The sequence below is a fragment of the Methylobacterium sp. B4 genome (assembly GCF_003201865.1).
Taxonomy (GTDB): domain Bacteria; phylum Pseudomonadota; class Alphaproteobacteria; order Rhizobiales; family Beijerinckiaceae; genus Methylobacterium.
The window spans coordinates 27464-52037 of record NZ_QJJJ01000030.1 but is presented as its reverse complement, the minus strand read 5'-3'; the positions used below and the strand labels follow the sequence as shown (position 1 = coordinate 52037).

Below are 24574 nucleotides of genomic sequence, written 5' to 3'. Positions count from 1 at the left end.
CGCGACGGACTGCCTCCGTCGTGGTGGCGCTTCCATGGAGAACCTGGCCCATAGCGCATCCCTCGCAGCATGGTGGTCAACCGTACCACCACACCGCGGGATCAAACACCTAGGCTCCGCCTCCGCCCGGCGCGGTCGCCTGCAAAGTCAGGCCGCGACGCGCGCGGCCTTGAAGCGGAACGCGATCACATGTCCCGACGGCTGGCGCTCCCGCAGCTGGCGCGTGCCGTCGACCTGACGGGTCAGCGCATCGACCAGCGTCGTTGCAAAGCCGTCCGCCTCCAGGGCGGTGCCGCTGCCATCCTCCTCGACCTCGACCAGCACCGCCTCTCCCTCCCGAGTGACGCGCAGCGTCAGACGAAGGGCCTGGGACGGGTCGGCATGCTTGAGGATCGCGCTGAGAACCTCGTTGAGGATCAGCGCCAAGGGGGCCGCCGCGTCCGGGCGGATGCGCAGCGGGGCGAGATCGAAGGCGAGGGTGACATGGGCGCGGCCCGAGGCCGCGACCAGCGTATCGGCGATCTCGCGCAGCAGGTCGGCGAGGTCGTGGCCGGCGCCTTCCTGCGGGTGGACAGGCTCGCGGTAGAGGGCACCGAGGGCTTCGATCCGGCCGATGGCCTCGCCGAGCGCCGCGCGCACCGCCGGATCGCCGCTGTTGCTGCTCTGGAGCGCCAGCATCGCGGCGATCATCTGCAGGTCGTTGCGCGCGCGGTGCCCGACCTCGCGCAGGAGCAGATCGTTGGTTTCGAGGGCGGCCCGCGTCCGGTCGCGCTCCTGCGCCAGCGCGTAGCGCTCGCTGACATCGAGTTGCGAGGCGAAGAAGAACAGCAGCGTGCCGTCCTCGTCGTGGACGGGGCTGATGAACACGGCGTTGTGGAAGGTGGAGCCGTCCTTGCGGTAGTTGAGCAGCTCCGACTTCACGTCGCGCTCCGCGGCGATCGCCTCACGGATTCGGGCCACCTCGTCGAGGTCGGTGTCGGGACCCTGGAGGAAGCGGCAGTTGCGGCCCGTCACGTCCAGCCGCGTATAGCCCGTCAGCCGCAGGAAGGCGTCGTTGGCGAAGACGATCGGATTGTCGAGCCGACGCGGGTCGGTGATGATCATCGCCATCCGGGTAGCCCGCACGGCCGCCGCGAAGGGGTCGCCCTTGCCGGATCGGGCACGAGCCCAGACCCGTTCCGTCAACTGCCAGTCGTCGGGGTCCATCGCTTCCGATCGCTCCTTGGTGGTGCGTCGCCGCGAACGCCGCCGAGCCCAGCGGCCCCCGTCGCCAAAGCTGGCGGGAATGACCATATCAAGCCGTGCCGGGGCGGCATACCCGCCGCGGCATCCCGCCCGACGGACATCCGAGGACAACGGTGATGCTTCTGTTCCGCAAGCGGCCCGAAATGCCGACCCCGTCCGAGGCGCTGCCCGGCCGGCCCCACCCCCTGCCGACGGCCGAGCGCCATTTCGTCAACGGCCAGCCTCTCAAAGGTCCCTACCCGGAGGGCATCGAGACGATCGTGCTCGGGTTCGGCTGCTTCTGGGGCGCCGAGCGCAAGTTCTGGCAGTTGCCGCACGGCATCCACGTCACGGCCGTGGGCTATGCCGGTGGCTTTACGCCGAATCCGACCTACGAGGAGGTTTGCAGCGGCCTCACCGGGCATAACGAGGTCGTGCTCGTGGCCTTCGATCCGGCGGTGCTGCCGCTGGAATCCGTGCTCAAGACCTTCTTCGAGAGCCACGACCCGACCCAGGGCTACCGCCAGGGCAACGATGTCGGCACGCAGTACCGCTCCGGCATCTACACCGCCAGCGAGGCCCAGGCCGAGACGGCGCGGGCGGTGCGCGACGCCTATGCGGGGGCGCTTCAGGCACGGGGCTACGGACCGGTGACGACGGAGATCGTGCCGCTCGAGACGTTCTACTTCGCCGAGGATTACCACCAGCAATACCTCGCCAAGAACCCCGGCGGCTATTGCGGTCTCGGCGGCACCGGCGTGACCTGCCCGGTCGGGGTCGGCGTCGCGGCGGAGTGATATCGCCTCCGTTTGATCGCCTCGGCCTTCGCCCCGCTCCGTCATCGCGAGGCGGAGCCGAAGCGACCCGGAGCGCGACCGGTCCGGAGGATGCAGCGCCCTGGATTGCCACGGCTTCGCCTCGCAATGTCGAAGGAAGAGACCGAGGCGATCGAGCGGAAGCCGTGTGAGTCTCCGCTCCGGTGCCCTGCGGCGGGCGCAAGCTTGAGCGTCTTGCGAGGGCGCGAGCCCCGTGCCACATCCCGGCCGCCCTCGGATGGCCGGGAACTCGAGAGACAATGCTGGAACGTGGTTTCGAACGCTTTCTCTTCGCCTGTCGGTGGCTGCTCGCCCCGTTCTACGCGGCGCTGACGCTCGCGCTCGTCGTTCTGCTGGTCCGGCTCCTGATCGAACTGGGCCACGTCGTCACCCACACGCTGGAATCGACCGAGTCGCAGACCATTCTCGGCGTCCTCGCCCTGGTCGACCTGACCTTCACCGCCTCGCTGCTGATCATCGTGATCTTCTCGGGCTACGAGAACTTCGTCTCGAAGTTCGATCACACCGACCACAAGGACTGGCCCACCTGGATGGGCACGATCGACTTCAGCGGCCTGAAGCTGAAGCTGATCTCCTCCATCGTGGCGATCTCGGCGATCCAGCTGCTGAAGTCGTTCCTCGACGTGAAGAACTACAGCGACCGCGACCTGAGCTGGCTGGTGGGCATCCACATGGTCTTCGTGGTGTCCGGCCTGCTGATGGCCCTGACCGACCGGCTCTCGGCCGGACACCACGAGAAATAGGGGATGAGAAGCAGTCGCTCCTACCGCGCGTGCAGCACCGCCCGGCAGGCATCCGGCAGGCCGGCGAGCGTCATCGGCGGGCGGGGCCTCGGGGGGGTCTTCGGCTTGGGCGGGTTCAGCACCGCGGCGCTGAACCAGTAGTCGAGCTCCGAGCCGCAGCCGTCGCCGGGGGGAGGGGGCGCCTGGTCGTCGCAGGAGGCCTCGCCGCCGGGGCAGGCGAGGCGGATATGGTAGTGGTAGTTGTGCCCGTACATCGGGCGCACCTTGTTGAGCCAGCTCCGATCCCCGCCCGCCTCGCGGCACAGGGCCTTCTTGATCGCCGCGTTCACGAAGATCCGCGCCACCTCCGGCTGCTTGGCCGTCAGGCGGATCAGCGCCGTGTGCTGGCGGGTCCAGACCTCGGGATCGATGTCGAGCCGGTCGGAGCGCACCACGTTGGTGGCCGAGGTCTCCTCGCGCTCGGCCCGGCTCATGCGGTGGTCCGGCATCGGCGTGAGCCAGACATCGGCGTCGAGGCCGAGCTGATGCGAGGCGTGCCCCGTCAGCATCGGCCCGCCCCGGGGCTGCGACATGTCTCCGACGAGCAGCCCCGGCCAGCCGGCCTGCGGCGCCCGGGCGGCCAGCCGCTCCATGAAGTCCACGAGATGGGGCGTGCCCCACATCCGGTTGCGCGAGGGCCGCATCACCTGCCAGGTCGCGCCGTCCATCGCCAGCGCCTCGCCGCCGGAGAAGCAGCCCTTCGCGTAGGAGCCGAAGGAGCGCGCCGAGCCGCCGGTCGGTCCGGTGACGCGGCCGAACAGGGCCTTGGCCGGCGTCGAGGGATCGTCGGGGTTGGCGAGCGGCGGCAGCGGTTTCGGGTTGACGCTGCCCCGGTCCTGCGCCGCGGCCGGGCTCGTCAGCGCGGGGAGGGCGAGCGCCAGGGCGGTCAGGGAGGAGCGGAGAGTCAGGCGGGTCAGCGGCATGCGCGTCGGCTCGTCCGGAAGAGAGGTGGGAGAAGGGCGGGAGCGGCCGGAACGTGCCCGGACGCCTGGGCGTTTTTTATGGCAAGCTGTAACAACGTTGCAGGGGGAAACGCCATGAATCCCGTCTCACCCGAAAATCCCGCTTCGTCCGACGATGGTGCGGACCTTCCGCGCAGCCTGATCGCCAGCGACCGCGTGATCGGCACCGAGGTGCGCCGGCCGGACGGCGCCAAGGTCGGGCGCATCGAGCGTCTGATGCTCGACAAGCGCTCGGGCCGGGTCGCCTACGCGGTGATGAGCTTCGGCGGCTTCCTCGGCATGGGCGAGGAATACTATACGCTGCCCTGGGCGATGCTGCGCTACGACACCGAACGCGACGCCTACGTGGTCGACATCACCGAGGAGCAGCTGCGCGACGCCCCCGCGCGCTCGCCGGAGGGCGGCGACCCGGAGGACGAGCGCGCCTGGGAGGAGCACGTCCACCGCTACTACAACGCGGCGCCGTACTGGGGGATCTGAGGACGCCCGGAGCGTCGTCCCCTCCGAAAGCGGCGAGCACGGTTCGGGACGACGCTCTACGGTCGCGTCAGGAACCCGATCGGCTCGCGGGGCGGCTGGCCGAGCCAGACCAGCGCCGCACCCAGCGCGAGCCCGAACAGGGCCGCGGGTACGAGGCCCAGCGGCGCGAGCAGCAGGTTGTCGGCCCAGGGCGCGACGCCCTCGATGCTGCGGCCGATGGCCGTGATCCGCTCCTGGGGCAGGGAGCGGATCAGGTCGGCCAGACTGGTGACGCGCAGGCCGTTGTTGGCGATGGAGCGGGCGCCGTCGTAGCAGAGCTGCACGAAGCCCGCCGCCATCACGATGAGCCCGAGCGCCCGGCTGAGGAACGGCAGTCCGAGAAAGCGGGAGACGGTTCGCAGCATGTTCGCCCTCGCGCGGGGTAACGGACCCGATGACGATCCCCCTGCCACCGCGACGCTTCCGGCCTGACTAGGCCGAGGCCGGAGGTCAAGGCAAGTCGGCGGCTCCGGGCCTCCGTCGCGGGCTCGCCTTGCGCGGATCGGCGCGGGCGAGCAGCACGGCCCCGAACAGCGCCGAGAGCAGCGAACCGCCGAGTACGCCGAGCTTGGTCTCGGTCTCGTGCAGCCCGTCGGTGAAGGCGAGTGCGCCGATGAAAAGGCTCATGGTGAAGCCGATCCCGCACAGGAGCGCCACGCCGTAGACCTGAAGCCAGGTCGCCCCCGCCGGGCGGGAGACGAGGCCCAGGGCGGCGGCGAGCCGCACGCTGGCGAAGATGCCGATCTGCTTGCCGAGGAACAGGCCGAGCGCGACGCCGAGCGTCACGGGCTCGATCAACGCGCGCGCCGGCAGGCCGAGGAGCGTCACCCCGGCATTGGCGAAGCCGAAGACCGGCACGATCAGAAACGAGACCCAGGGGGTCAGCGCGTGCTCCAGCCGGTGCAGGGGCGAGGTTTCGTCCTCCGGCCGGCCCGGGCTCGGGCGGATCGGCACGAACAGGGCGAGCAGCACGCCCGCCACCGTGGCGTGGACGCCGGAGCGCAGCACGAAGACCCAGAGCACGAGGCCCGCGAGAAGGTAGGGCAGGAGCGCGCGCACCCCGAGGCGGTTGAGCGCGAACAGCAGGGCCAGCATCCCGGCGGAGGCCGCCAGCATCGTCGCATCGAGTTGCCCCGTGTAGAACAGCGCGATGACGACGACGGCGCCCAGATCGTCGACGATGGCCACCGCCGAGAGGAAGATCTTGAGCGAGACGGGCACGCGCGAGCCCAGCAGCGCCAGGACGCCCAGCGCGAAGGCGATGTCGGTGGCCGCCGGGATCGCCCAGCCCCGGGCGGTGGACTGCCCGGCGTTGAAGGCGAGGTAGACCAGGGCCGGCACGGCCATGCCGGCCGCGGCGGCCAGCCCCGGCAGCACCCGGTCGGGCCAGGTGCGCAGGCGCCCGTCCAGGGCCTCGCGCTTGATCTCCAGGCCGACGAGCAGGAAGAACACGACCATCAGCCCGTCGTTGATCCAATGCATCAGGCTCAAGGGCCCGAGATGGACGTGAAGGACGGCGTGGTAGGTCTGTGCCAGGGGCGAGTTGGCGACCGCGAGCGCGAGGCCCGCGGCGACCATGAGCACGATGCCGCCGGCCGCCTCGTTGGTGAGGAAGCGGCGCGCCGCCGAGTACGGACGCCGCAAGCGGCGCGGAAGCGCGCGGACGGAGGGAGGCGGTGACTTCATGCGCCCACCCGTTGCCCAGCCCGGGCCGCGACCGCAACCCGCGGAGGCCGAAGAATCAGGAGGATTTCGCCAGAGCCGCGCGGATCAGCCGCTTGCCGTCCTCGCTCGACCACTCGGCCGGCCCCTTCATCACGCCCAGGGTGCAGCCCCGGGCATCGACCAGCATCGTGGTCGGCAGGCCGGTCGAGCCGACGGCGGTCTGGATCGCGGGCAGCACCTTGCCCTCGGGATCGCCGTAATAGGCCAGGCGCGTGATGCCGTTGGCCTTGTACCAGGCGGGCGGCTTGTCGAGGTTGCGCGTCTCGACGTTGATCGCCACCACCTGGAAGTCCTCGCCGCCGAGATCCGCCTCCAGGCGATCGAGGGCCGGCATCTCGGCCTTGCAGGGGGCGCACCACGTCGCCCAGAGATTCACGAGCAGAAGTTTTCCGCGCAGGGCCGCGAGATCGGTGGGCGCGCCGTCCGGCCCCCGGAAGGCGACGGCCGGGGCGGGCCGGGGCGGGCCGGCGGCATCGAAGGCCGCGACCTCGCCGCGGGCGAGCGGTGCGAGCCGGGCCGCCGCGGGTGCCGCCTCGGCACAGGGGCCGGAGGCGGTGAGGTTGCCGAGGTTCGAGCCCGTCCCGTATAGGGCGAGGCCGCCGACGAGGATGGCGGCGAGCGCGCCGCAGGCGGCCAGGGTTTTCGGGGTCGCCTTCACGGCCGGGCCTCGTTTCGCGTGCGCGGGAAGGTGAGATCAGCCATGAGCAACCGGATGTGGGGCGGGCGCTTCGCGAGCGGCCCCGCCGAGATCATGGAGGAGATCAACGCCTCCATCGGGTTCGACAGGCGGCTGGCATCCCAGGACATCCGCGGCTCGCTGGCACATGTCGCGATGCTGGGCGCCCAGGGCATCCTGCCTGCCGACGATGTGGCCGCGATTTCGGCCGGGCTCAAGTCCGTCGAGGCGGAGATCGAGCGCGGCGAATTCGTCTTCCGGCGCGATCTGGAGGACATCCACATGGCGGTGGAGAGCCGCCTGACCGAGATCGTCGGCCCCGCCGCGGGGCGCCTGCACACCGCCCGCTCGCGCAACGATCAGGTCGCCACCGACATGCGGCTGTGGGTGCGCGACACCCTCGACGCCCTCGACGCGCAGATGGCCGACCTGCAGCGCGCGCTGGCCGAGACGGCGGAGAAACACGCCGCCACGGTGATGCCGGGCTTCACCCACCTGCAATCGGCCCAGCCCGTCACCTTCGGCCATCACTGCCTCGCCTATGTCGAGATGCTGGCGCGCGACCGCGGCCGCTTCCGCGACGCGCGGGCCCGCCTCAACGAATGCCCGCTGGGCGCGGCAGCGCTCGCCGGCACCTCCTTCCCGATCGACCGCCACGCCACCGCGGCGGCGCTCGGCTTCGACCGGCCGACGGCGAACTCGCTCGATTCGGTCGCCGACCGCGACTTCGCCCTCGAATCGCTCGCAGCGGCCTCGATCTGCGCGGTGCACCTCTCGCGCTTCGCCGAGGAGCTTGTGGTGTGGACCTCGGCGCAGTTCGGCTTCGTCAAGCTGTCGGACCGCTTCACCACCGGCTCGTCGATCATGCCGCAGAAGCGCAACCCCGACGCCGCCGAACTCGTGCGCGCCAAGGCCGGCCGGATCGTCGGCGCGCTCACGGGCCTGCTCATCGTCATGAAGGGCCTGCCGCTGGCCTATTCGAAGGACATGCAGGAGGACAAGGAGGGCACCTTCGACGCCCTGCAATCGCTCTCCCTGTGCCTCGCCGCCATGGCCGGGATGGTGCGCGACCTGGAGCCCGTGGCCGAGACCCTGAAGCGCGCGGCGGGCTCCGGCTACGCCACCGCGACCGATCTCGCCGACTGGCTGGTGCGCGAATTAAACATGCCCTTCCGGCAGGCCCACCACGTGACGGGCCGGGTCGTGGCCCTGGCCTCCGAGCGCGGGATCGGCCTGGACGATCTGTCCCTGGACGAGATGCAGGCGGTCGAGCCCGGAATCACGGGGGCCGTCTTCGCTGTTCTCGGCGTCGAGAACTCGGTGGCGAGCCGCACGAGCTACGGCGGCACGGCGCCGGACAACGTGCGCCGGCAGGCTCAAGCCTGGCTGGAAAAGCTCGCATCTGTGGAGAAGTAGGTTCAGCTTGGCGGGAACAGGCACGGAATATGCCGCGTTCAGCATTCAGCTAGGCATGCGTGGCTAGGGCATCGGCCCGAAAGGTGGTTGGCGGCTTTCGGAAAAACGGCCGATGCGCAGGGACGAGCACGGCGTCCGGTCGGCTTATGGCTGGACCGACGCCCAGGTCCTCCGCCCGGCATCGTCTCCTTCCGACAAGCCGAAGGCCGCTTCTCGGGCCGGTGCGTGGGCCGGCCGCCCGAACCTGCGGAGTACCGTCGATGAACGTAGAGAGCTGGATCAGCGTCGAGGAAACGCCCGCCCTGGCCGAGGCCGCGATGGCGGTCATCGACGCTCGCCTCGCCCGCTTCACCGAGGCCGAGCGCCTCGCCTTCTGGGCCTCGATCCGCAAGGCCTACAACACTCCCTACAACGATCCCGCCAAGGACTCCGGCAAGCAGCCCGGCAAGCCGGCCCAGCCCAAGCCCGTCGAGCCGGCCCCGAATGCGGTCGAGATCCGCCTTCCCGAGATCGACCCCGCGCTCGATCTGCCGGCGGCGGCTCTCGCCTCGGCCGCCCTGGCCGGAGAGATGCGCGCCGCCTGAACACCGAGGGCGAGCGACGAGAAAAGGCGCGGCCAATTGCCGTTTTCGGTTGATCGGGGCGGGTGGGGCTTTCCTGTCGCGCTTGTGCCCGGCATCCTGGCCCCGTCATCCTGAGATGCGTGAAGGCGGTCGGGCCGGTCCGACCGTCGGGAAACCGAGTTGAGATGCAGCGGCCCCGCCTTCCGAACCTTTCGTCGAACCGATCCCCTCATCGCCCCGCCGCGGTCCTCGCCCTGATCGCGGCGGGCACCCTCGCCGCGACCCTGCCGCCGCGGCCGGCTCACGCCCTGGACGGCGTGCAGGGCGCGGAGTTGATCCTCGCCCGATCGAGCGGGCGGCGGGAGCGCAAGCCGGAGAGTTCGGGCCTGCCGCCGGGAATGCAGCAGGCGGTGCCGCTCGCCGTGTTCGGCGATTGGAACGTCTTCACCAACGGGGCTCAGGCCCGGGACAAGCTCTGCTACGTCATCGCCCAGCCGACGACGCGCAGCCCGAAATCCCTGGCCCGCGACACCGGCTACCTGTTCGTCACCTTCCCCAAGGGCGGCGGCCAGGGCGAGATCGCGGTGATGCTCGGCTTCAAGCCCAAGCCCGCCGCGGCCCAGGCCAAGCCGGGCGCGGCAGCCGCGCCGAGCGATCCCTACCTGACGGTCGGCAACACCCGCTACGGCCTCGTGGTGAAGGACGAGAACGCCTGGATCCAGAACCAGGCCGACGAGCCGCGCATCGTCGCCGAGATGAGCCGGGCGCAGACCGCCACGGTCCGCACGATCTCCCAGCGCGGCAAGCCGACCCAGGACGACTATGCCCTGGGAGGTTTCGCGGAGGCGCTCAAGCGCGCCCGCGAGGAGTGCAAGTAGGCCGGACGCCCCGTCCAGGCCGTCACCGCCAGCCCCGGCGAAGGGATCGACGACACGACATCGCTGGATCGTGTCGCGCGGCTGGATTGCTTCGGCTCCGCTCCGCGAGGATGCGCGGAGGCTGAGGCGATCCGACGAGCATCGCCGCGACAACACCTCTGCCCGCCACCCGCCGAAACGAAGCCGGCGGCCCCGAGGGACCGCCGGCTCACAGATTATTCTGGCGGCAAGAATGCGCTGACGGCGAAACGTCAGACCGCACGAAGCCGCGGCTGGCGGCTCTTCTCCCGCGCGGCGCGGGCGGCCTGCTCCACGGTGCGGAACAGGGTGCCCTCGAGGCCGTCGAAGCGGCGCTCGGAGGAGAAGAAGCGGACGCCGCCATGCTCGGGGACGGCGATGCCGGCGGTGATGTCGCCGACCTCGATCACGCGAGCGAGCGGTTCGTCCGGAGCGAGGCCGGGGTCGTCGTAGGCGAACTGGACACGGGTCATAACAGGGTGAACTCCTGCGGCCTTCATCGGCCGGTTATCGGCAAGGCGTTCGCGGGCGCTCCTAGCGCACGGATGTGACTGCCCGTCGACAACAGCCCTGCTCCCGGCGATCCCGTCCGCCGGCCAGTTTCGAAGTCCTCCAAAGAAAAACATCGATCAAGGCAAGTCCTCCTCTGTCTCGAGGACCACGGCGCAAGTGCGCCGTGATGCATTAGCGTTTGATAACGCGGCGCAAGCGTGCCACTACAAATCACCGCGGCGCGAAGTCGTTCGCGCTCCATAAAGATGAGCGCTCGGACCCCGACCGTCAACGGAATGTTCTTTCGAAGATTAGCTTGACAGGGAAAGATCGCGCCGGGTTTTGCGGCACTCCCGGTGAGTCTCGCCTTTTGCCGGAGGGGCTTACCCCCCGGCGACGATCCGCCCGAGATCGGCATGTGCGGAAAAGACCGTTTCGGCGCCGGCCGCGAGGAGATCCTGCCCGTCCCGGTCGTGGCCCCAATGGCCGCCGCCGGTGAAGCCGACGACGCGCATCCCCGCGTCGCGTGCCGCCTGCACCCCCGGCACGCTGTCCTCGATCACGAGGCAACGCTCGGGCGCGACCCCCATCCGCTCGGCCGCGAACAGGAACAGGTCCGGGAACGGCTTTCCGCGCGCCACCTGCGCCGAGGAGTAGACGCGGCCCTCGAACAGCGGCAGCAGGCCGGTGAGCCCCAGCGAACGGCGCAGGCGCACCGGATCGCTGCTGGAGGCGACGCAGAACGGCAGGTGCAGGAGGCCCAGGGCGTCCGCGATCCCGGCCATGGCGGTCAGTTCCGCCTCGAAGGCGGCAAGCGTCTCCGCCTTGACCCGCTCCACGAAGCCTTCGGGAGCGCTCACGCCGTCCTCGCGGGCGACGCGCTCCATGATCGAGGTCATGGAGGTGCCGGCAAACCGCGTCCGGACGCTGTCGAGGTCGATCGCGAGCCCGATGCCGTTGAGCCCGCGCGTCAGGGTCGCGAGACTGATCGGTTCGCTGTCGATCAGCACGCCGTCGCAGTCGAAGATCACGAGGGCGAGGGGAGGCGCGGCGGGGAAGGCATCCGTCATCGGCGGCCCGTCTCGCACGGCTGCCGGAGCATCGCAACGCGGTTGTCGCCTCGCGTGCCGGCGTGTAGCCCGGCAGCATGCGCACCTATCTCGGCCTCGCCACGACCTTCCACGATCCGGCGCTCGCCCTCGTCGGGCCGGACGGTGCCGTGCTCTTCGCCGAGGCCGCCGAGCGCTACCTGCAATACAAGCGCGCGCCGAACTGCGAGCCCGATCCCGGCACCCGCATGGCCGGGCTCCTCAAGCGTCACGTCCCCGAGGGGACGGAGATCGTCGTCGCCACCTCCTGGGGCGAGCAGTTCTCGGAATTCCTGCAGGGTCAGGCGGCGGCCGGCGCCTTCGACCTGCCGGCGCTCGCCGCTCACCCTTCGACCCTCAACCGCTCCTTCGTGCCGGAGCGGGCCGAGCGGGTCTTCATCGCCGACCTCCACGCCATGCAGGCGCGGGCCGGCAACGGCACGGTGCTGGCGCTCGACAACGAGACGCGCGGACTCGGTGGCAGGTCGCGGGCGACCATCGCGGGGCGCCGCCGCTACGCTCATCACCGCGCGCATGCGGCCTACGCGCTCTGGGGCAGCCCGTTCGAGGAGGCGACCGCACTCATCGTCGACGGCATGGGCGAGACCGGCGCGGCGGCGATCTACCGTCTGAGGGACGGGCGCATCGAGGAGGTGCGGCGCCAGCGCGGGCGCGGATCGGTCGGCTTCCTCTACGGGCTGGTGACGGACCTCGCCGGCTTCGACCAGATCAAGGGCGAGGAATGGAAGATCATGGGGCTCGCGCCCTATGGGACGACCGACCCCGCGCTGATGACGCTGCTGCGCCGGCTCTTCTCGGTCGAGGAGGGGCGGCTGAAATTCGCCGACGAGGCGACGGTGCAGACGGTCGCCGCCGAGATCCTGTCGCGGCGCCCGAAGGATGTCGGCGAGCAGGGCTGGGCCGATCTCGCCCGCTGCGGCCAGGACATCTTTTCCGAACTCATGGACGTGCTGGTGGCCGAGGCCTGGCGGCTGGCGCCGAGCGAGAACCTCGTGATCGCCGGGGGCTGCGGGCTGAACTCCTCCTACAACGGCCGGGTGCTCGGGCGCTCCGGCTTCCAGCGCCTGCACGTTCCCTCCGCGCCGGCCGACGACGGCAACGCCATCGGCGCCGCGTGGCTGGCGCTGGCCGAGGACGACCCCGACTGGAAGGGTCCGACGCGCGCGGCGCGTCCGCTCACGCCCTATCTCGGCTCGACCGTTTCCACCGAGCCGCTGGAGCGCATGGCCGAGTGGGAGCCCCGGGCCCGCCGCCTCGGCCACGAAGGCGTGACGCGGGAGGCCGCGAAGATCCTCGCCGAGGGCGGCCTCGTCGGCTGGGTGCAGGGCAGGGCGGAGTTCGGGCCCCGGGCGCTCGGCAACCGCTCGATCCTGGCCGATCCGCGCCCGGCCCATGCCAAGGAATCGCTCAACGCCAAGGTGAAGTACCGCGAGGCGTTCCGCCCCTTCGCGCCCTCGATCCTGGCCGAGGCCGGGCCCGACTGGTTCGAGGACTATGCCGACAGTCCCTACATGGAGCGCACCCTGGTCTGGCGCGAGGCGGTGCGCGACCGCGTGCCGGCGGTGGTCCACGCCGACGGCACCGGCCGGCTCCAGAGCGTGACGCGGGAGCGCAACCCGGCCTACGCGGCGCTGATCGACGCTTTCGCCGAACTCACCGGCGTGCCGATCCTGCTCAACACGAGCTTCAACGTGATGGGCAAGCCGATCCTCCACACGGCGGAGGACGCGATCCTGATGTTCTACACCACCGGTCTCGACGCCATCGTGGTGGAGGACTGGATCCTGACGAAAAAGGCGCCCGCCTGAAGCGGACGCCTCTCATCCTCGCTCGAGGCGAACCCGCAAGACTTACTCGCAGACCTCGACCCGGCGATAGGTGAACTCGACCTCGTCGAGCCAGACCTTGCGGCGCTCGTAGTGGCAGATCGGGCCGCGCCGGGGCGGGGGCGCGACGTAGACCGGCTCCTCCTCGACATAGACCCGGCGCGCGGGCGGCGGGGGCGGAGGTGCGGCGCCGTTGAGGAGCGCGCCGACGGCCAGGCCGCCGATGACACCCGCGGCCGCGCCACCGATCAGCGCGCCGTTGCGGCCGTCGCGGGCGGAGGCCGGCGCGGCAGCGGAGAGGAGGGCGGCGCCGAGAAGCGTCGCGCAGACGCCCTTCCGGGCGAGGGCGGAAAAGGACGAAGCGGGCACGGGAACCGATCCTCTGGACAATCCGAGACGTCAGGCACGTGCGTCGGACTTAATCCGGCCAAGCTTAAGGATTGGCGAACGCGGCGTTGCCGGCCGTTCAGATCACCGCATCGAGGCTGTTCACGACGGCGCGCGGCGGCTGGTCCGGGTATTCGTCGGGCTGACCCTTGCGGTTCACCCACACCGCGTCGAAGCCGAAGGCGCTCGCCCCGGCGATGTCCCAGCGGTTCGAGGAGAAGAACAGCACGCTCCGCCGGGCCACGTCGAGCCGATCGAGAACCCGTTGGTAGGCGGCGGGCGCCGTCTTGAAGGTCTGGACCGGATCGACCGAGAGCACCGCATCGAGCCGCTCGCCGAGCCCCGCCGAGGTCACCGCCCGCTCCAGCATGGCGGTGTTGCCGTTGGAGAAGAGCGCGGTCCGCACACCCCGCGCCCTCAGCCGGGCGAGCACCTCCGGCACTTCGCCGTAGGCGTCGAGATCCCGGTAGGCGTCGAGCAGCGTCTCGCACAGACCCCGGTCGATGTCGGGGTGCTTGGCCAGTGCGAAATCGAGGGCCCGCTCGGTCAGGTCCCAGAAGCTGGCGTAGCGGCCCATCAGGCCGTGCACCCAGGAATATTCGAGTTGCTTGGTGCGCCACAGCTCCGACAGGCTATCCGCCCGCGGCCCGAGCGCACCGGCATGGCGCGCCACCGCCGAATGCACGTCGAACAGCGTGCCGTAGGCGTCGAACACGGCGTGGCTCTTGCCGGCGAGGAGGTCGGGATCACTCATGCGGCGTGAGATGGGGCGGAGCCCAAAGACCTACCTGCGGCGCAAGCGCACGCCGAAGACGGCCATCACCGCGATCAGGGTGCCGGCATAGGCCAGCGCCCCGGCCAGCCCGAGGAGCGCCAGCACCGCGATCTCGCGCAGATGGGGCAGGGCGGGCACGATCCGCTCGGCGAAGGGCAGCCCGTAGACCGCGAACCCCGCCAGCACCGCGCTCGCCACGATCACCGCACCGACGGTGACGCCGAACACCCGCCCCGGCGCGGTCCAGCCCCGGTGCAGGGCCAGCCCGTAGAGCAGGGCGAGGTTGATCCACTGGCCGATGGCGGTGGCCAGCGCGAGGCCGGCCACCCCGTAGGGGCCGGTGAGCACGAGCTTGAGCGCGACGTTGACGGCGATCGCCGTGAGCGAGGCGTAGAGCGGCGTCGTGGTGTCCTGCCGGGCGTGGAAGCTTGCCACCGCCGAGCGCACCAGCACCACCGCCGGCAGCGCCATCCCGTAGGCTGCGAGCACGGAGGCCGCGCGGGCCGCATCCTCGGCGGTGAAGGCGCCCCGCTGGAACAGGGCCGCCATGATCAGCCCCGGCAGGGTCAGGAAGGCGATGGTGAACGGGGCCGAGAGCGCGAGCGTGAAGCCGGCGGCCCGGTTCTGGGCCGCGTGCGCCCCGGCGACGTCGCCCGCGGCGAGGCGACGGCTCATCTCCGGCAGCAGCACCGTGCCGGCGGCGATGGCGATGACGCCGAAGGGCAATTGGTAGAGCCGGTCGGCGTAGTAGAGCGCCGAGACCGCGCCGGTGGGCAGGAAGCTCGCGATGATGGTGTCGGCAAAGGTCGCGATCTGGAAGCCGGCCGAACCGATCACCGCCGGCCCCAGGATCTTGAAGAAGCGGATCAGGTCGGGGTCGCGCAGGGTGGGCCGCGTCAGCCGCGGGGCGTAGGCGCGGGCGCGCGCATCCCACCACACGAGCGCGAATTGCAGCACGCCGGAGACCGAGACGCCCCAGGCCGCCGCGTAGGCCGCGTTCGGAAACAGGAAGGCCAGCGCGAGCGCGGCCAGCATGGCGAGGTTGAGGAGAACCGGCGCCCCGGCCGCGGCGGCGAAGCGGCGATGCGCGTTGAGAATGCCGGAGAACAACGTCACCAGCGTCATGAACAGCAGGTAGGGGAAGGTGATCCGCGTCAGGCTCACGGCCAGCGCGAACCGCTCCCCATCCTCGGAAAAGCCCGGCGCCAGCGCCCGCACCACCCAGGGCATCGCCGGGAGGGCGAGCGCCAGCAGCACGACCTGCACGATCAGCATCAGGGTGAAGACGCGGTCGGCAAAGCGCGCGGCGGCCCCCGGCGCCCCCGCCTGCTCCAGATGGGTGTAGGCCGGCACGAAGGCGGTGTTGAGGGCGCCCTCGCCGAAGATCGCGCGAAAGTGGTTCGGCAGGCGGAAGGCGACGACGAAGGCATCCGCCACCGGCCCCGCGCCCATCACCGCGGCGGTGACCACGTCGCGGGCGAACCCGGTGACCCGCGAGACCAGCGTCCAGCCGCCGACGGAGAGGATCGAGCGGATCATGTCGTTTCGCAGTCGGTCCCGTGCGGACGGCCCGCTCCACTCCACCGCCTCGTCCTAAGGTGCCGCGCAGCGGCCTCGAAGGATCCTCCGGGGACCGCGCGTCATCCGGAGGATCTTCGAGGCTTCGCTTCGCACCTCAGCAAGAGGGCAGGGATGGGATGCTAGGCCGGACGTTCATCCGGACCAGTAGGCCCGGCGGGGATGGGCCAACAAGGGCCGCCGGGCCACGGCGGGCACGAAAAAGCCGCCCCGTCGGCGACGGGGCGGCCACGTCAATCCGGGACGCTGGAGCCGTATCCGGCCTGATTGCATCGGGTCGGATACGGCTCTGAGTCTCTGCTGTGCCGCGCTTTCCTTCGACGAACCGGCATCCACTTCGTCGGAAAGCGCTCTAAAGGCGGATCAGGCCTTGGCCTCGCCGTACAGCTTCTCGACGTACTCCCAGTTCACGAGGTTCTCGATGAACGCCTTGAGGTAGTCGGGACGGCGGTTGCGGTAGTCGATGTAGTAGGAGTGCTCCCACACGTCGACGCCGAGGATCGGGGTGGTGCCGTGGACGAGCGGGTTCTCGCCGTTCGGGGTCTTGAGGATGGCGAGCTTGCCGTCCTTGACCGCAAGCCAGGCCCAGCCCGAGCCGAACTGGCCGATGCCGGCCTGGATGAAGTCGGCCTTGAACTTCTCGTAGCCGCCGAGGTCCTCGTCGATCTTCTGGGCGAGCGCAGCCGGGGGCTGACCGCCGCCGTTGGGCTTCATCCAGTTCCAGAAATGCAGGTGGTTGTAGTGCTGGCCGGCGTTGTTGAAGAGCGCCTGATTGGTGTTGTAGCTCGCCTTGACGATCTCCTCGACGCTCTTGCCGGCCAGATCCGTGCCCTCGAGCAGCTTGTTGCCGGTGTCGACGTAGGCCTTGTGGTGCTTGTCGTGGTGGAACTCGAGGGTTTCCTTCGACATGTAGGGCCCCAGCGCGTCGTAGGCGTAGGGCAGCTCGGGCAGGGTGAACGTCATGCGTGTCTCCTGGGTTGTCCGGGTCTCGCGGGGAGCGTGGGCCAAGCGCGCGGGCGATTTGACGCGCGCGGCCGGCGAGGTGACGGGCGGGTAGGTAAGTCGGTGGACCGGGCTCGGCAACGCCACCGGGGCCGTATCAGCGCGCATGGCCACCCGTCGGATCGCGAGATCCACGATTTTGAGCCCGTTCGCGCCGGCCCCATTGCGCTCATGGCCCGGGCCGCACACGCCCCGCGGGCATTCGGCTGTGCATGGCAGGAGGGAACGGCCGGATTCCACACACCCCGTCGCGATGCGATTTTGCATTGGGCGCTCCGGGGGTTATCCTGCCCCTCCACGCCGCCCGCGACAGTTCAGTCGAGAGTACCATGGTCGTCGCGCTGCTCGCGCTCAGTCTCGTCATGATCCTCGGCGGCATCGCCGCTGTGGTCCAGGGCTTTCCCTACGTGCGCCTGGAGAGCGGGCTCGCCATGGTGATCGGCGGCTCGACCGCGGCCTCGGCCGGCGTGATCCTGCTCGGCCTGACGGCGGTTCTCGACCGGCTGCGCAAGCTCGGCGACAGCCTCGACCGGCAGCTCGATGCGAGCCCGGGCCAGGATGTGCCGCAGAGCGTGCCGGCCGCGCCCGCCTTCGCCACGCCCTCTTTCGCCGCCGCTCCCTGGGAGCCCGAGGCCCCGGCGGCATCCGCTTCCGCCGCGGCGCCCGAGGTGGTGGCGCCGGAGCGCCCCTCGCTCGCGGCCATGGGCGCCGGCATGGGAGCGGCGGGGCTCGCGGGCCTGTCGATCGGCGCGCTGCGCCCGGGCGCGCGCGGCTCGGAGCCGCTCTTCGAAGACCCGACGCCGCCGACCGAGGCCGCCGCCGAGCCGCTTCTGCCCGATCTCCTGCCGGACTCCGCTCCGGCTCCCGCGCCCGAACGCCACACGACGCTGGAAGCGGCCGCGGAGGAGGATCTGTTCGCCGCGCCCGAACCCGCTCCGCACGCCTTCCCAGGGCCGGAGCCGGTCGCGCCGCACGAAGCGACCGAATACGGGAGCGAGCCCGAAGAGGCTCATCCGCAGGAGACCCACCCCCAGGTGGCACATCCCCAGGAGTCACATATCGAGGAGGCCACCGCGCCCGAGACGATCGGCCTGCGCTCCTCCCTCGACGAGCCCGCTCCGGAGCCGGCCGCCTCGGACGAGGCCGAGCCCGCCGCTTCCCATGCGGAGACGACAGAGGCTGCCCCCGACCCGGAGCGGCACGCGGTGGGCTCCTACGCCTCGGGCGCCAACACCTACGTGATGTTCTCCGACGGCTCGATCGAGGCGGACACCCCGCGGGGACGCTTCACCTTCGCCTCGCTCGACGAGCTGAAGAGCTTCGTCAACGCCGGCGGCGAGGAGACCCGGGGCGCGGCCTGAGGCCTCGCCTCGCGCGGATTGCGTTCCCTTCCCCACCGTCATGGCGAGGCTTGGCGTCAGCAACCCAGCGCAATGCCTTGTCCGTGCCGGTCGCGCGACCGGATCGCCTCGCTTGCGATGCTGTCGAGCTGAGACCGGGCGAACGGATCGAGCCGCCGGCCGCCTCACGCCAGCGGGTTGAGCGCCGGGTTGCGCTCCGGCAGGGGCGCGGCGAGCGTGAGGTGGAAGCCCTCCGGCGCGTAGTCGGTCGTGATCCTGGCCTGGACCTGCGTGGTCAGCACCCGCTGCAGCAGGCGCGAGCCGAAGCCCTGGCGGGTGGGCGGTTCCACGCGCGGGCCGCCGGTCTCGCGCCAGTCGAGATGCAGCAGGCCGTCCTCGACTCTCCAAGAGATCGCGACCCGGCCGCGCCCGGACGAGAGGGCGCCGTACTTGGCGGCGTTGGTGGTCAGCTCGTGGATCGCCATGCCGATCGGCACAGCGATGTCGGAGGGCAGATCCACGGGCGGCCCGTCCAGCACGATGCGCAGGTCCGGCGAAGTCTCGGTCTCGCTCTCGGCGTAGGGCATCAGCTCGGAGGCGAGCAGGTCGCGCAGGCTCGCCGTCTGCCACGTCGCCTCGGTGAGCACGCTGTGGGTGTGGGCGAGCGACTTGATCCGGCCGACGAAGGCCTCGTGGAAATTGTCGATGCTGGTGGCGGTGCGCGCCGTCGAACCGACGATGGCCTGGACCGTGGCCAGCGTGTTCTTCACCCGGTGGTGCAGCTCGCGGATCAGCAGGCTGCGGCGCTCCTCGGAGAGGTGTCGGTCGGTCACGTCGGCGACGACGCCGATCAGGCGCCGCGGCAGGCCGCCGGTCGCGCCGCGCTCGAAGCGCCCCGCCATGTCGATGGTGCGCCAGGTGCCATCGTCGTGGCGGCGGATGCGTCCCGTGGCGTGCAGGATCGTGTCCTCGCGCAGGGCCCGCAGGATGGCCTGCCGGAAATGCGGCCGGTCCTCGGGGTGTAGGATCTGCTTGAGGAAGGTGGCCTTGCCGATGCTGCCCTCCTCCGGCCGGCGGCCGAAGATCGCGAACATCCGTTCGTTCTCCCAGGTCGCCCGGTCGTCGAGGACGTGCCACTCGAAGATGCCGAGATCGGCCACCGTGGTGGCGACCCGCAGGCGCTCCTCGCGCTCGGCCAGCGCCTCGCGGGCCTCGACCCGCGTGGTGATGTCCTGCACCACGCCGACGACGCCGACCGGAGCGCCGTCGGCGGCCAGAACGGCCTCCCCGCGGGCACCGATCCAGATCTCGGCCCCGTCGGTGGCGCGGCGGAAGCGGGCCTGGAAGGCGTAGGGGCGCCGTTCGGCCAGCGCCTGCGCGACCGAGGCCTGGATGCGGTCGGCATCGGCCGGGTCGATCTGCCCGCGCATTACGGCCCAGGTGACGGAGCGTCCCGGCGCGTAGCCGAGGATCTGCGCGGCACGGCGGGAAAAGACCATCTGCCCGGTGGTGAGGTCCCAGCGCCACTCGCCGAGGCCCGCCGCTGTCAGGGCATCGCGGTTCTGCTCGGCCCGCACCAATTCGTCGGCATCGACGAGGCTCACGACGGCCACCGCGTCCCCGAACGGGTCGGCCTCGCCGGACAGGGTCAGGCGCAGGTCGACGGCGCCGCCATCCGCCCGCTGCCAGCGCCGGATGCCGGCCTTGAGGCCGAGGGCATCTCCGCCGAACTCGTCCCGGCCGATCACCTGATCGGTGGGGCGTCCGTCGAGGGCGCCGGGCGCGTAGCCGAGCCAGCGGCAGAGGCAGGGGTTGGCCGCGCGGATCGTGCGTCCGTCCGGCGAGAGCACGGCGAGACCCACCGGCGCGCCGTCGAAGGCGGCACGGTACAGACCGGGCGACGCGTCCGCCGGTCGGGAGCCCTGATCCGCTCTGTCGTGCACCCCGTTCCCCGTTCAGCCGCCCGCTGCGGGTGCAAGCGGGACCGTCCGGAGGGCGGAACCATGACGGAGGCCGCCGCGGACGACAAGACTGGGCGTGGAGGCAAGCCTCATCGGGAGCGAGCGGTCAACAGGCCCGGCAAGGCCGCGACCAGCATGCCGCCTGCGCGGATCACCGCAGCCGCGTCCCGCGCCGAGCCCCGGAGCAGGGCGCGCCCGAGGCGTACGGGCAGGTTCACCGCGAACGCGGCGGCCAGAACCCCGAGGAAATTCAGGCGGCCGAAATGCTTGTTCGCGTAGAGTGACTGGGCGCGCAGGAAGTAGAACAGGCGCCGGTCCTTTACCGCCTCGGTGGTGCCCTGGCCGCGGTGGCGGATCTCGGCCCGTGCGGCGTGGCACACGGCGAAGCCCGCCGTGCCCGCGCGGGCGCAGAGGTCGGCATCCTCCCAGTAGACGAAGAAGCGTTCGTCGAACCCGCCGAGCCGGGTGAACAGGGAACGCCGGATCATCAGGAAGGCGCCCATCACCGCGTCCACCGCCCGCGTCTCGGCATGGTCCCAGTCGAGCAGGAAATGGGCGGGCACCCGGCCCGGCAGCAGCCGGTCGAGGAACAGGGTGTGGGCGATCAGGCTCGAAGCCGTCGGATGGCGGGCGCAGGTGCGGTGCGTGCGCCCCGCCTCGTCGACCAGCCGGGCGCCGACGATGCCGATGCCCTCGTCCGCATCGAGCACGGCGCGGGCCGCCCCGATGCCGTCCCGGCTAGCCTGTGTGTCGGGATTGAGGAACAGGATCGCCTCCGCCTCGCCCAAGGCCGCCCCCTGATTGCAGGCCCGGGCGAAGCCGCGATTGTCGGCGTTGCGCAGCACGGTGAGCGCGAGATCCGGCCGTTCGAGTCCCTCGGCCGAGCCGTCGGTGGAGGCGTTGTCGACCACGACGACGCGCAGGTGCGCCGCATCCCCGCTCGCGGCGAGGCTCGCGAGGCAGTCCCGGAGCTGGTCTCCGGCATTCCAGTTGACGATGACGACGTCGAGGAGCGGCCTCACGGCGGCGCGTCCGCGGGCCGTCCGAGCTGCCCGCCCAGGCCCCGGGCCAGCGCCCCGAGCAGGCGGGCGAGCACGCGCGGCGAGAAGCGGTGGCGAGCCCAGTAGAGGCAGATCTGGAGCGGCAGGTAGGCCGCCTGCTTCAGCTTCCACCGGCGGGGCACGTGCGGCAGGCGCCAACCGTAGGCCGTGTTGCGCACGTAGACCGCCATGCGGAACAGCGGCTGGTCGGGCATCGCCACGGGCAGGACGCGCGCGCGGATGGTGCCCCGGCCGACGCTGTGGGGGATCGCCGTGGCCGGGTCCATCCAGCAGCTCAGACCCCGCGACCAGGCGCGAAAGCACCATTCGAGATCGACCGCGTCGATGAAGAAGTCCTCGCGGAACGGGCCGACCCAGGCGAAGGCGTCGAGATCCATGAGCGACCCGGAGGTGGCGAGGAACTCCACCGGTCGGAGCCCGCCCCGCGGTGCCTGGCCCCGACGGGCGGGATAATGCGGCGCCTTGTGGCCGGGATTGCGAGCGGGCGCCGGCCCGACCAGCGCCGGATGCGGCGCGTCGCCGGCCGCGCGATCCAGGGCCTGAGCGAGGGCGGCGAGCGTCTCCAGGGTGGCGTCGGCATCCTGATCGAGCAGGAACAGGCGGCGGAAGCCCGCGGCGCGGGCGGCGTCCGCGAGCGCGTTGAGAGCCGCGGCGATGCCGAGATTGCGGCCCTCGCCGAGCAGGGTCAGCCCCTCCGCCGCCCGCAATCCGGCCAGGGCCTCGGGCGGAATGCCGCCATTGTCGAAGACCAGCACGGCCGCGCGCCCGGCGAAGCGCTCGACGATCCGCGCCGCCTGCGCCGCCGACGGGCGGAAGAACACGACTGCGACGGCGGTCGGGGTATCGTCTCGAGAGGGAGCGTGGGGCGTCACGACGGACCTGCCTGTGAGGCTGCCGGCCTAGGCGCGGGGCCGCGGGGGCGCAAGCCCGGAGCCCGGCGGCTCACTCCACCACGATCTTGTAGCTCTGCCCCGGCCGGAGCGCCGCGCCGCGCTCCAGGCCGTTGAGCACGAGGAAGCGGTCCACGGCGCGGTCGGGCACGCTCATGCGCCGAGCCAGCCCCTCCACGCTGTCGCCCGGCCCGGCGGTGACGATCTGCAGGTGGGCGGGCTTGAGGGAGGCGGCCTCCTCGGGCTCGATCGGGCGCAGGCTCTCCAGCCAGCGCCGGAAGGCCGGCTCGGGATCGGTCGCGCCCTTGGCCGCCATGATCATGCGGTAGGTGCTCTCGCCCATGCGGATCGCCGCGAGCCGGAAGGTCCAGTCCTTGCCGCGCGAGATCGCGGTCACGGCGGAGCGCCCGTTGATGATGCGGTTCTCGACCGTGCCCGCCTCGATGGCGTCGTTCCAGGTCGCGCGCAGCACGTCCTCGAGGCTGCGGTCGCCGCTGGCCTCGACCTGATCGAACAAGAGGCGGCGGCTGCCCTCGGGCGTGGTGCCGAGCACGGCGTTGCGGGTGTTCTCGATGGCGAAGGCGTCCGGAACCTCGAACGCGATCCGCAGGCCCGGATGCAGGAAGCGGCGCCCGCGCACCAGCCCCTCGCCGGGATTGTCGCCGTAGGCCACGCCGTCGATCGCCGCGAGGTAGCGGGCGCGTTCGTCCGTGCCGAGGCCGGGGGCGCCGATGCGCCGGGCCGCGCGGGTGACCAGCGCGATGCGCTCGGTCGTGGCCGGGTGGGTCGCCAGCATGTCGGGCTCGGAGGCGCTGCCGGTGCCGGATTTGAGCGCCATGGTGCGGTTGAGCGCCTCGAGGAAGCGGCCGGCACCGAAGGGATCGAAGCCGGCCTGCGCCAGCACGCGCACGCCGTTCGTGTCGGCCTCCAGCTCCTGCTCGCGGGAGAAGCGGGCCAGGGTGAACTTGGACTGGCTCTCGAGCTGCGCGCCGGTGACGGGATCGTTCAGAACGTCGGCCACCACGCGGCTCACGAGCTGCGAGCGCAGGGCCATCTCGCTGCGCGCGGTGGCGTGGCGCAGCGTGACGTGGGCGATCTCGTGCGCGAGCACCGCGGCAGCCTCCGAGCTGTCGCTGGCGAGCGCCAGCAGGCCGCGGGTCACGTAGAGCCGGCCGCTCGGCAGGGCGAAGGCGTTGACCACGGGCGAATCGAGCAGGGTGACCGCGTAGCTTTCTTCCGGCCGGTCGCTGGCGCGCACCAGCCGCTCGGTGATCTCGGTGAGCAGCCGGTGGGCGGCGGGCGAGCGGTACTCGCCGCCGAAGGAGGCCACGAGCTTGGCGTGGTCCGCCTCGTCGGAGCGGCTGCGCCCGGTGGTCCTGGGCGCCTGCTCCGGCACCTTGATCACCGCCGGCGTCAGGACCGTGCCGGTCTGGTCGGCCGCGCAGGCGGAAAGCCCGGCCGCGAGCACGGCCATCGCGCCGAGCCGCAGCCCGGCACGCACGCGCACCCCCCGGCGACGTCCCCCTGCACGCCGCGCCGATTCGTTGTGCCGATCCCCCGTCATGCCGTTCTAGCGCCGCAGCGCCCGCTCCCCCTCGACGACCTCGATGGCCTCAACGCCTGCAAGGTCGATGAGCGGGCCCCGCCCGATCTCGACCATGCCGCGGATTCTCACGAAGCGGCCCCTCAGCGCGGCCGCAGACAAACCATGTTCGGACAGAGTCCGCCAAGTGCGTTTCTGCACGGTTACGGTCAGGCCCGATTCACCCTTTCGGGCGAAGTCGAGATAGGTCCGGGCCGAGCGCTCGCCGACATGCAGGATGCGTCCCTCCACCATGGAGAAGCGCCCGGCACGGGCCGTCAGCGCGGCCATGTCGGTCGCCGCGACCGGGCCGGCGGCCCAGACGCCGCGCCGCGCCTCCCGCGGCGCCCCCTCCAGCGCGCGCAGGGTCGGGCGGCAGAGGGTGTCGGCCTCTCCGGCATCGGCGCTGGCGAGCCCGGCCGCGATCAGCCCTCCGGCGAGATCGACCGGCTCGGCAGCGCCGGCGAGCCCGTCGATCCGACGGCGGCCCCATCGATCCTCCGGTCCCCGCTCGGTCACGGTGAGGGGCAGTCCGCGAAAAGACAGGAGCCAGGCGCGGGCCGCCTCTTCGGGGGCGGGCTCGTCGGGCCAGCGCAGGCCCGACAGGACGGCGCGGCGGCCGGAGACGAGGATCAGTTCGCCCCGGGACCCAAGCCCCGCGAGGCTGTCTTCACGCGACGCACCGGCCCGGCAAGCCTCGCCGGCGGGCGCGGCGAGGCCGGGCTGTATTGCCGCCGGCATCCCGCAGGCGGCGAGCAGCCACAGAGCCGCCGGAGGGGCGCAGCGCCCCGTCCGTGGACGGCCGGATACAGAGTCATGACCGGGCAGCTTCGTCACCGCTCGCGCTCGCCTCCTCGTCCACCCATTGCCAGCACGCGAGGATGGCGCGGGAAAAGGCCCGGATCGCGGCTGCCGAAGGTGGCGAAGCGGATTGTCCGACCGTGAGTCCGCGAGGCAACAGGGGGGCCGCCG

Annotated in this window: 24 protein-coding genes; 8 read left to right on the top strand and 16 right to left on the bottom strand. The window is 71.4% G+C overall.

Annotated elements, in window-relative coordinates; all coding sequences use genetic code 11:
- Nucleotides 1-147 precede the first annotated feature (147 nt).
- The gene (locus BY998_RS25115) at nt 148-1206 is read right to left on the bottom strand and encodes a PAS domain-containing protein (protein ID WP_110353846.1); all 1059 of its coding nucleotides are present in this window, start codon (nt 1204-1206) and stop codon (nt 148-150) included.
- Between the two features lie 155 nt (nt 1207-1361).
- Between BY998_RS25115 and msrA the strand changes: the two genes are divergently transcribed.
- Both msrA and BY998_RS22065 read left to right on the top strand, forming a co-directional pair.
- Nucleotides 1362-2021, top strand: coding sequence for a peptide-methionine (S)-S-oxide reductase MsrA (gene msrA / locus BY998_RS22070; RefSeq protein WP_110353845.1), 660 nt, complete (start codon nt 1362-1364; stop codon nt 2019-2021).
- Nucleotides 2022-2299: 278 nt separating this feature from the next.
- The gene (locus tag BY998_RS22065) at nt 2300-2803 is read left to right on the top strand and encodes a TIGR00645 family protein (RefSeq protein WP_110353844.1); all 504 of its coding nucleotides are present in this window, start codon (nt 2300-2302) and stop codon (nt 2801-2803) included.
- A gap of 20 nt (nt 2804-2823) precedes the next feature.
- Here the strand turns inward: BY998_RS22065 and mepA are convergent, their stop codons facing one another.
- On the bottom strand, nt 2824-3765 hold the full coding sequence (mepA, locus tag BY998_RS22060) for a penicillin-insensitive murein endopeptidase (protein WP_110353843.1): 942 nt from the start codon (nt 3763-3765) through the stop codon (nt 2824-2826).
- Nucleotides 3766-3879: 114 nt separating this feature from the next.
- On the opposite strand from mepA, the gene BY998_RS22055 reads away from it, so the two are divergent.
- Nucleotides 3880-4284, top strand: coding sequence for a PRC-barrel domain-containing protein (locus BY998_RS22055; protein WP_110353842.1), 405 nt, complete (start codon nt 3880-3882; stop codon nt 4282-4284).
- A 56-nt stretch (nt 4285-4340) separates the two neighbouring features.
- Here the strand turns inward: BY998_RS22055 and BY998_RS22050 are convergent, their stop codons facing one another.
- The 3 genes from BY998_RS22050 to BY998_RS22040 form a co-directional block, all read right to left on the bottom strand.
- Nucleotides 4341-4688 (bottom strand): PetM family of cytochrome b6f complex subunit 7, encoded by a 348-nt coding sequence (locus BY998_RS22050; protein WP_110353841.1) that lies wholly within the window; start codon nt 4686-4688, stop codon nt 4341-4343.
- Between the two features lie 85 nt (nt 4689-4773).
- A complete protein-coding gene (nhaA, locus tag BY998_RS22045) occupies nt 4774-6009 on the bottom strand; it encodes a Na+/H+ antiporter NhaA (protein ID WP_110353840.1) in 1236 nt (411 codons plus the stop codon).
- A 55-nt stretch (nt 6010-6064) separates the two neighbouring features.
- Complete coding sequence (locus tag BY998_RS22040) at nt 6065-6706, bottom strand: TlpA disulfide reductase family protein (RefSeq protein ID WP_110353839.1); 642 nt, start codon at nt 6704-6706, stop codon at nt 6065-6067.
- Between the two features lie 42 nt (nt 6707-6748).
- Here BY998_RS22040 and argH point away from each other — a divergent pair, with 42 nt between their 5' ends.
- The 3 genes from argH (at nt 6749) to BY998_RS22025 (ending at nt 9581) form a co-directional block, all read left to right on the top strand.
- Nucleotides 6749-8140: an argininosuccinate lyase gene (gene argH / locus BY998_RS22035; RefSeq protein ID WP_110353838.1), complete on the top strand. Its 1392-nt coding sequence runs from the start codon at nt 6749-6751 to the stop codon at nt 8138-8140.
- Between the two features lie 260 nt (nt 8141-8400).
- On the top strand, nt 8401-8724 hold the full coding sequence (locus BY998_RS22030) for a hypothetical protein (protein ID WP_110353837.1): 324 nt from the start codon (nt 8401-8403) through the stop codon (nt 8722-8724).
- 164 nt (nt 8725-8888) lie between these two features.
- Nucleotides 8889-9581 carry an invasion associated locus b family protein gene (locus BY998_RS22025; RefSeq protein WP_110353836.1) on the top strand — a complete coding sequence of 231 codons (693 nt, stop codon included), beginning with the start codon at nt 8889-8891 and terminating at the stop codon, nt 9579-9581.
- Between the two features lie 251 nt (nt 9582-9832).
- On the opposite strand, the gene BY998_RS22020 is transcribed toward BY998_RS22025, so the two are convergent.
- Both BY998_RS22020 and BY998_RS22015 read right to left on the bottom strand, forming a co-directional pair.
- Nucleotides 9833-10072, bottom strand: a complete 240-nt coding sequence (locus tag BY998_RS22020) for a hypothetical protein (RefSeq protein ID WP_110353835.1) — start codon at nt 10070-10072, stop codon at nt 9833-9835.
- Between the two features lie 402 nt (nt 10073-10474).
- Nucleotides 10475-11161, bottom strand: a complete 687-nt coding sequence (locus BY998_RS22015) for an HAD family hydrolase (RefSeq protein WP_110353834.1) — start codon at nt 11159-11161, stop codon at nt 10475-10477.
- A gap of 77 nt (nt 11162-11238) precedes the next feature.
- On the opposite strand from BY998_RS22015, the gene BY998_RS22010 reads away from it, so the two are divergent.
- Nucleotides 11239-13008, top strand: coding sequence for a carbamoyltransferase C-terminal domain-containing protein (locus BY998_RS22010; RefSeq protein WP_110353833.1), 1770 nt, complete (start codon nt 11239-11241; stop codon nt 13006-13008).
- Nucleotides 13009-13050: 42 nt separating this feature from the next.
- Here the strand turns inward: BY998_RS22010 and BY998_RS22005 are convergent, their stop codons facing one another.
- The 4 genes from BY998_RS22005 to BY998_RS21990 form a co-directional block, all read right to left on the bottom strand.
- Nucleotides 13051-13395, bottom strand: coding sequence for a hypothetical protein (locus tag BY998_RS22005; RefSeq protein WP_110353832.1), 345 nt, complete (start codon nt 13393-13395; stop codon nt 13051-13053).
- Nucleotides 13396-13492: 97 nt separating this feature from the next.
- On the bottom strand, nt 13493-14167 hold the full coding sequence (locus BY998_RS22000; RefSeq protein WP_110353831.1) for a haloacid dehalogenase type II: 675 nt from the start codon (nt 14165-14167) through the stop codon (nt 13493-13495).
- Between the two features lie 30 nt (nt 14168-14197).
- Nucleotides 14198-15727: a murein biosynthesis integral membrane protein MurJ gene (gene murJ, locus BY998_RS21995; protein ID WP_110353830.1), complete on the bottom strand. Its 1530-nt coding sequence runs from the start codon at nt 15725-15727 to the stop codon at nt 14198-14200.
- A gap of 402 nt (nt 15728-16129) precedes the next feature.
- Complete coding sequence (locus tag BY998_RS21990; protein ID WP_110353829.1) at nt 16130-16729, bottom strand: superoxide dismutase; 600 nt, start codon at nt 16727-16729, stop codon at nt 16130-16132.
- A gap of 368 nt (nt 16730-17097) precedes the next feature.
- On the opposite strand from BY998_RS21990, the gene BY998_RS21985 reads away from it, so the two are divergent.
- Nucleotides 17098-18129, top strand: a complete 1032-nt coding sequence (locus tag BY998_RS21985; RefSeq protein ID WP_110353828.1) for a hypothetical protein — start codon at nt 17098-17100, stop codon at nt 18127-18129.
- A gap of 164 nt (nt 18130-18293) precedes the next feature.
- On the opposite strand, the gene BY998_RS21980 is transcribed toward BY998_RS21985, so the two are convergent.
- The 5 genes from BY998_RS21980 to BY998_RS21960 all read right to left on the bottom strand — a co-directional run bounded on the left by BY998_RS21980 (nt 18294) and on the right by BY998_RS21960 (nt 24343).
- On the bottom strand, nt 18294-20051 hold the full coding sequence (locus BY998_RS21980) for an HWE histidine kinase domain-containing protein (protein ID WP_110353827.1): 1758 nt from the start codon (nt 20049-20051) through the stop codon (nt 18294-18296).
- A gap of 107 nt (nt 20052-20158) precedes the next feature.
- Nucleotides 20159-21091, bottom strand: coding sequence for a glycosyltransferase family 2 protein (locus BY998_RS21975; protein WP_110353826.1), 933 nt, complete (start codon nt 21089-21091; stop codon nt 20159-20161).
- Nucleotides 21088-21951 (bottom strand): rhamnosyltransferase, encoded by an 864-nt coding sequence (locus BY998_RS21970; protein WP_245421699.1) that lies wholly within the window; start codon nt 21949-21951, stop codon nt 21088-21090. Before BY998_RS21970 ends, BY998_RS21975 begins: the two co-directional genes overlap by 4 nt.
- A gap of 121 nt (nt 21952-22072) precedes the next feature.
- Complete coding sequence (locus tag BY998_RS21965; RefSeq protein WP_110353824.1) at nt 22073-23584, bottom strand: M48 family metalloprotease; 1512 nt, start codon at nt 23582-23584, stop codon at nt 22073-22075.
- 6 nt (nt 23585-23590) lie between these two features.
- Nucleotides 23591-24343: a DNA-binding protein gene (locus BY998_RS21960; RefSeq protein WP_348629227.1), complete on the bottom strand. Its 753-nt coding sequence runs from the start codon at nt 24341-24343 to the stop codon at nt 23591-23593.
- Nucleotides 24344-24574 lie beyond the last annotated feature (231 nt).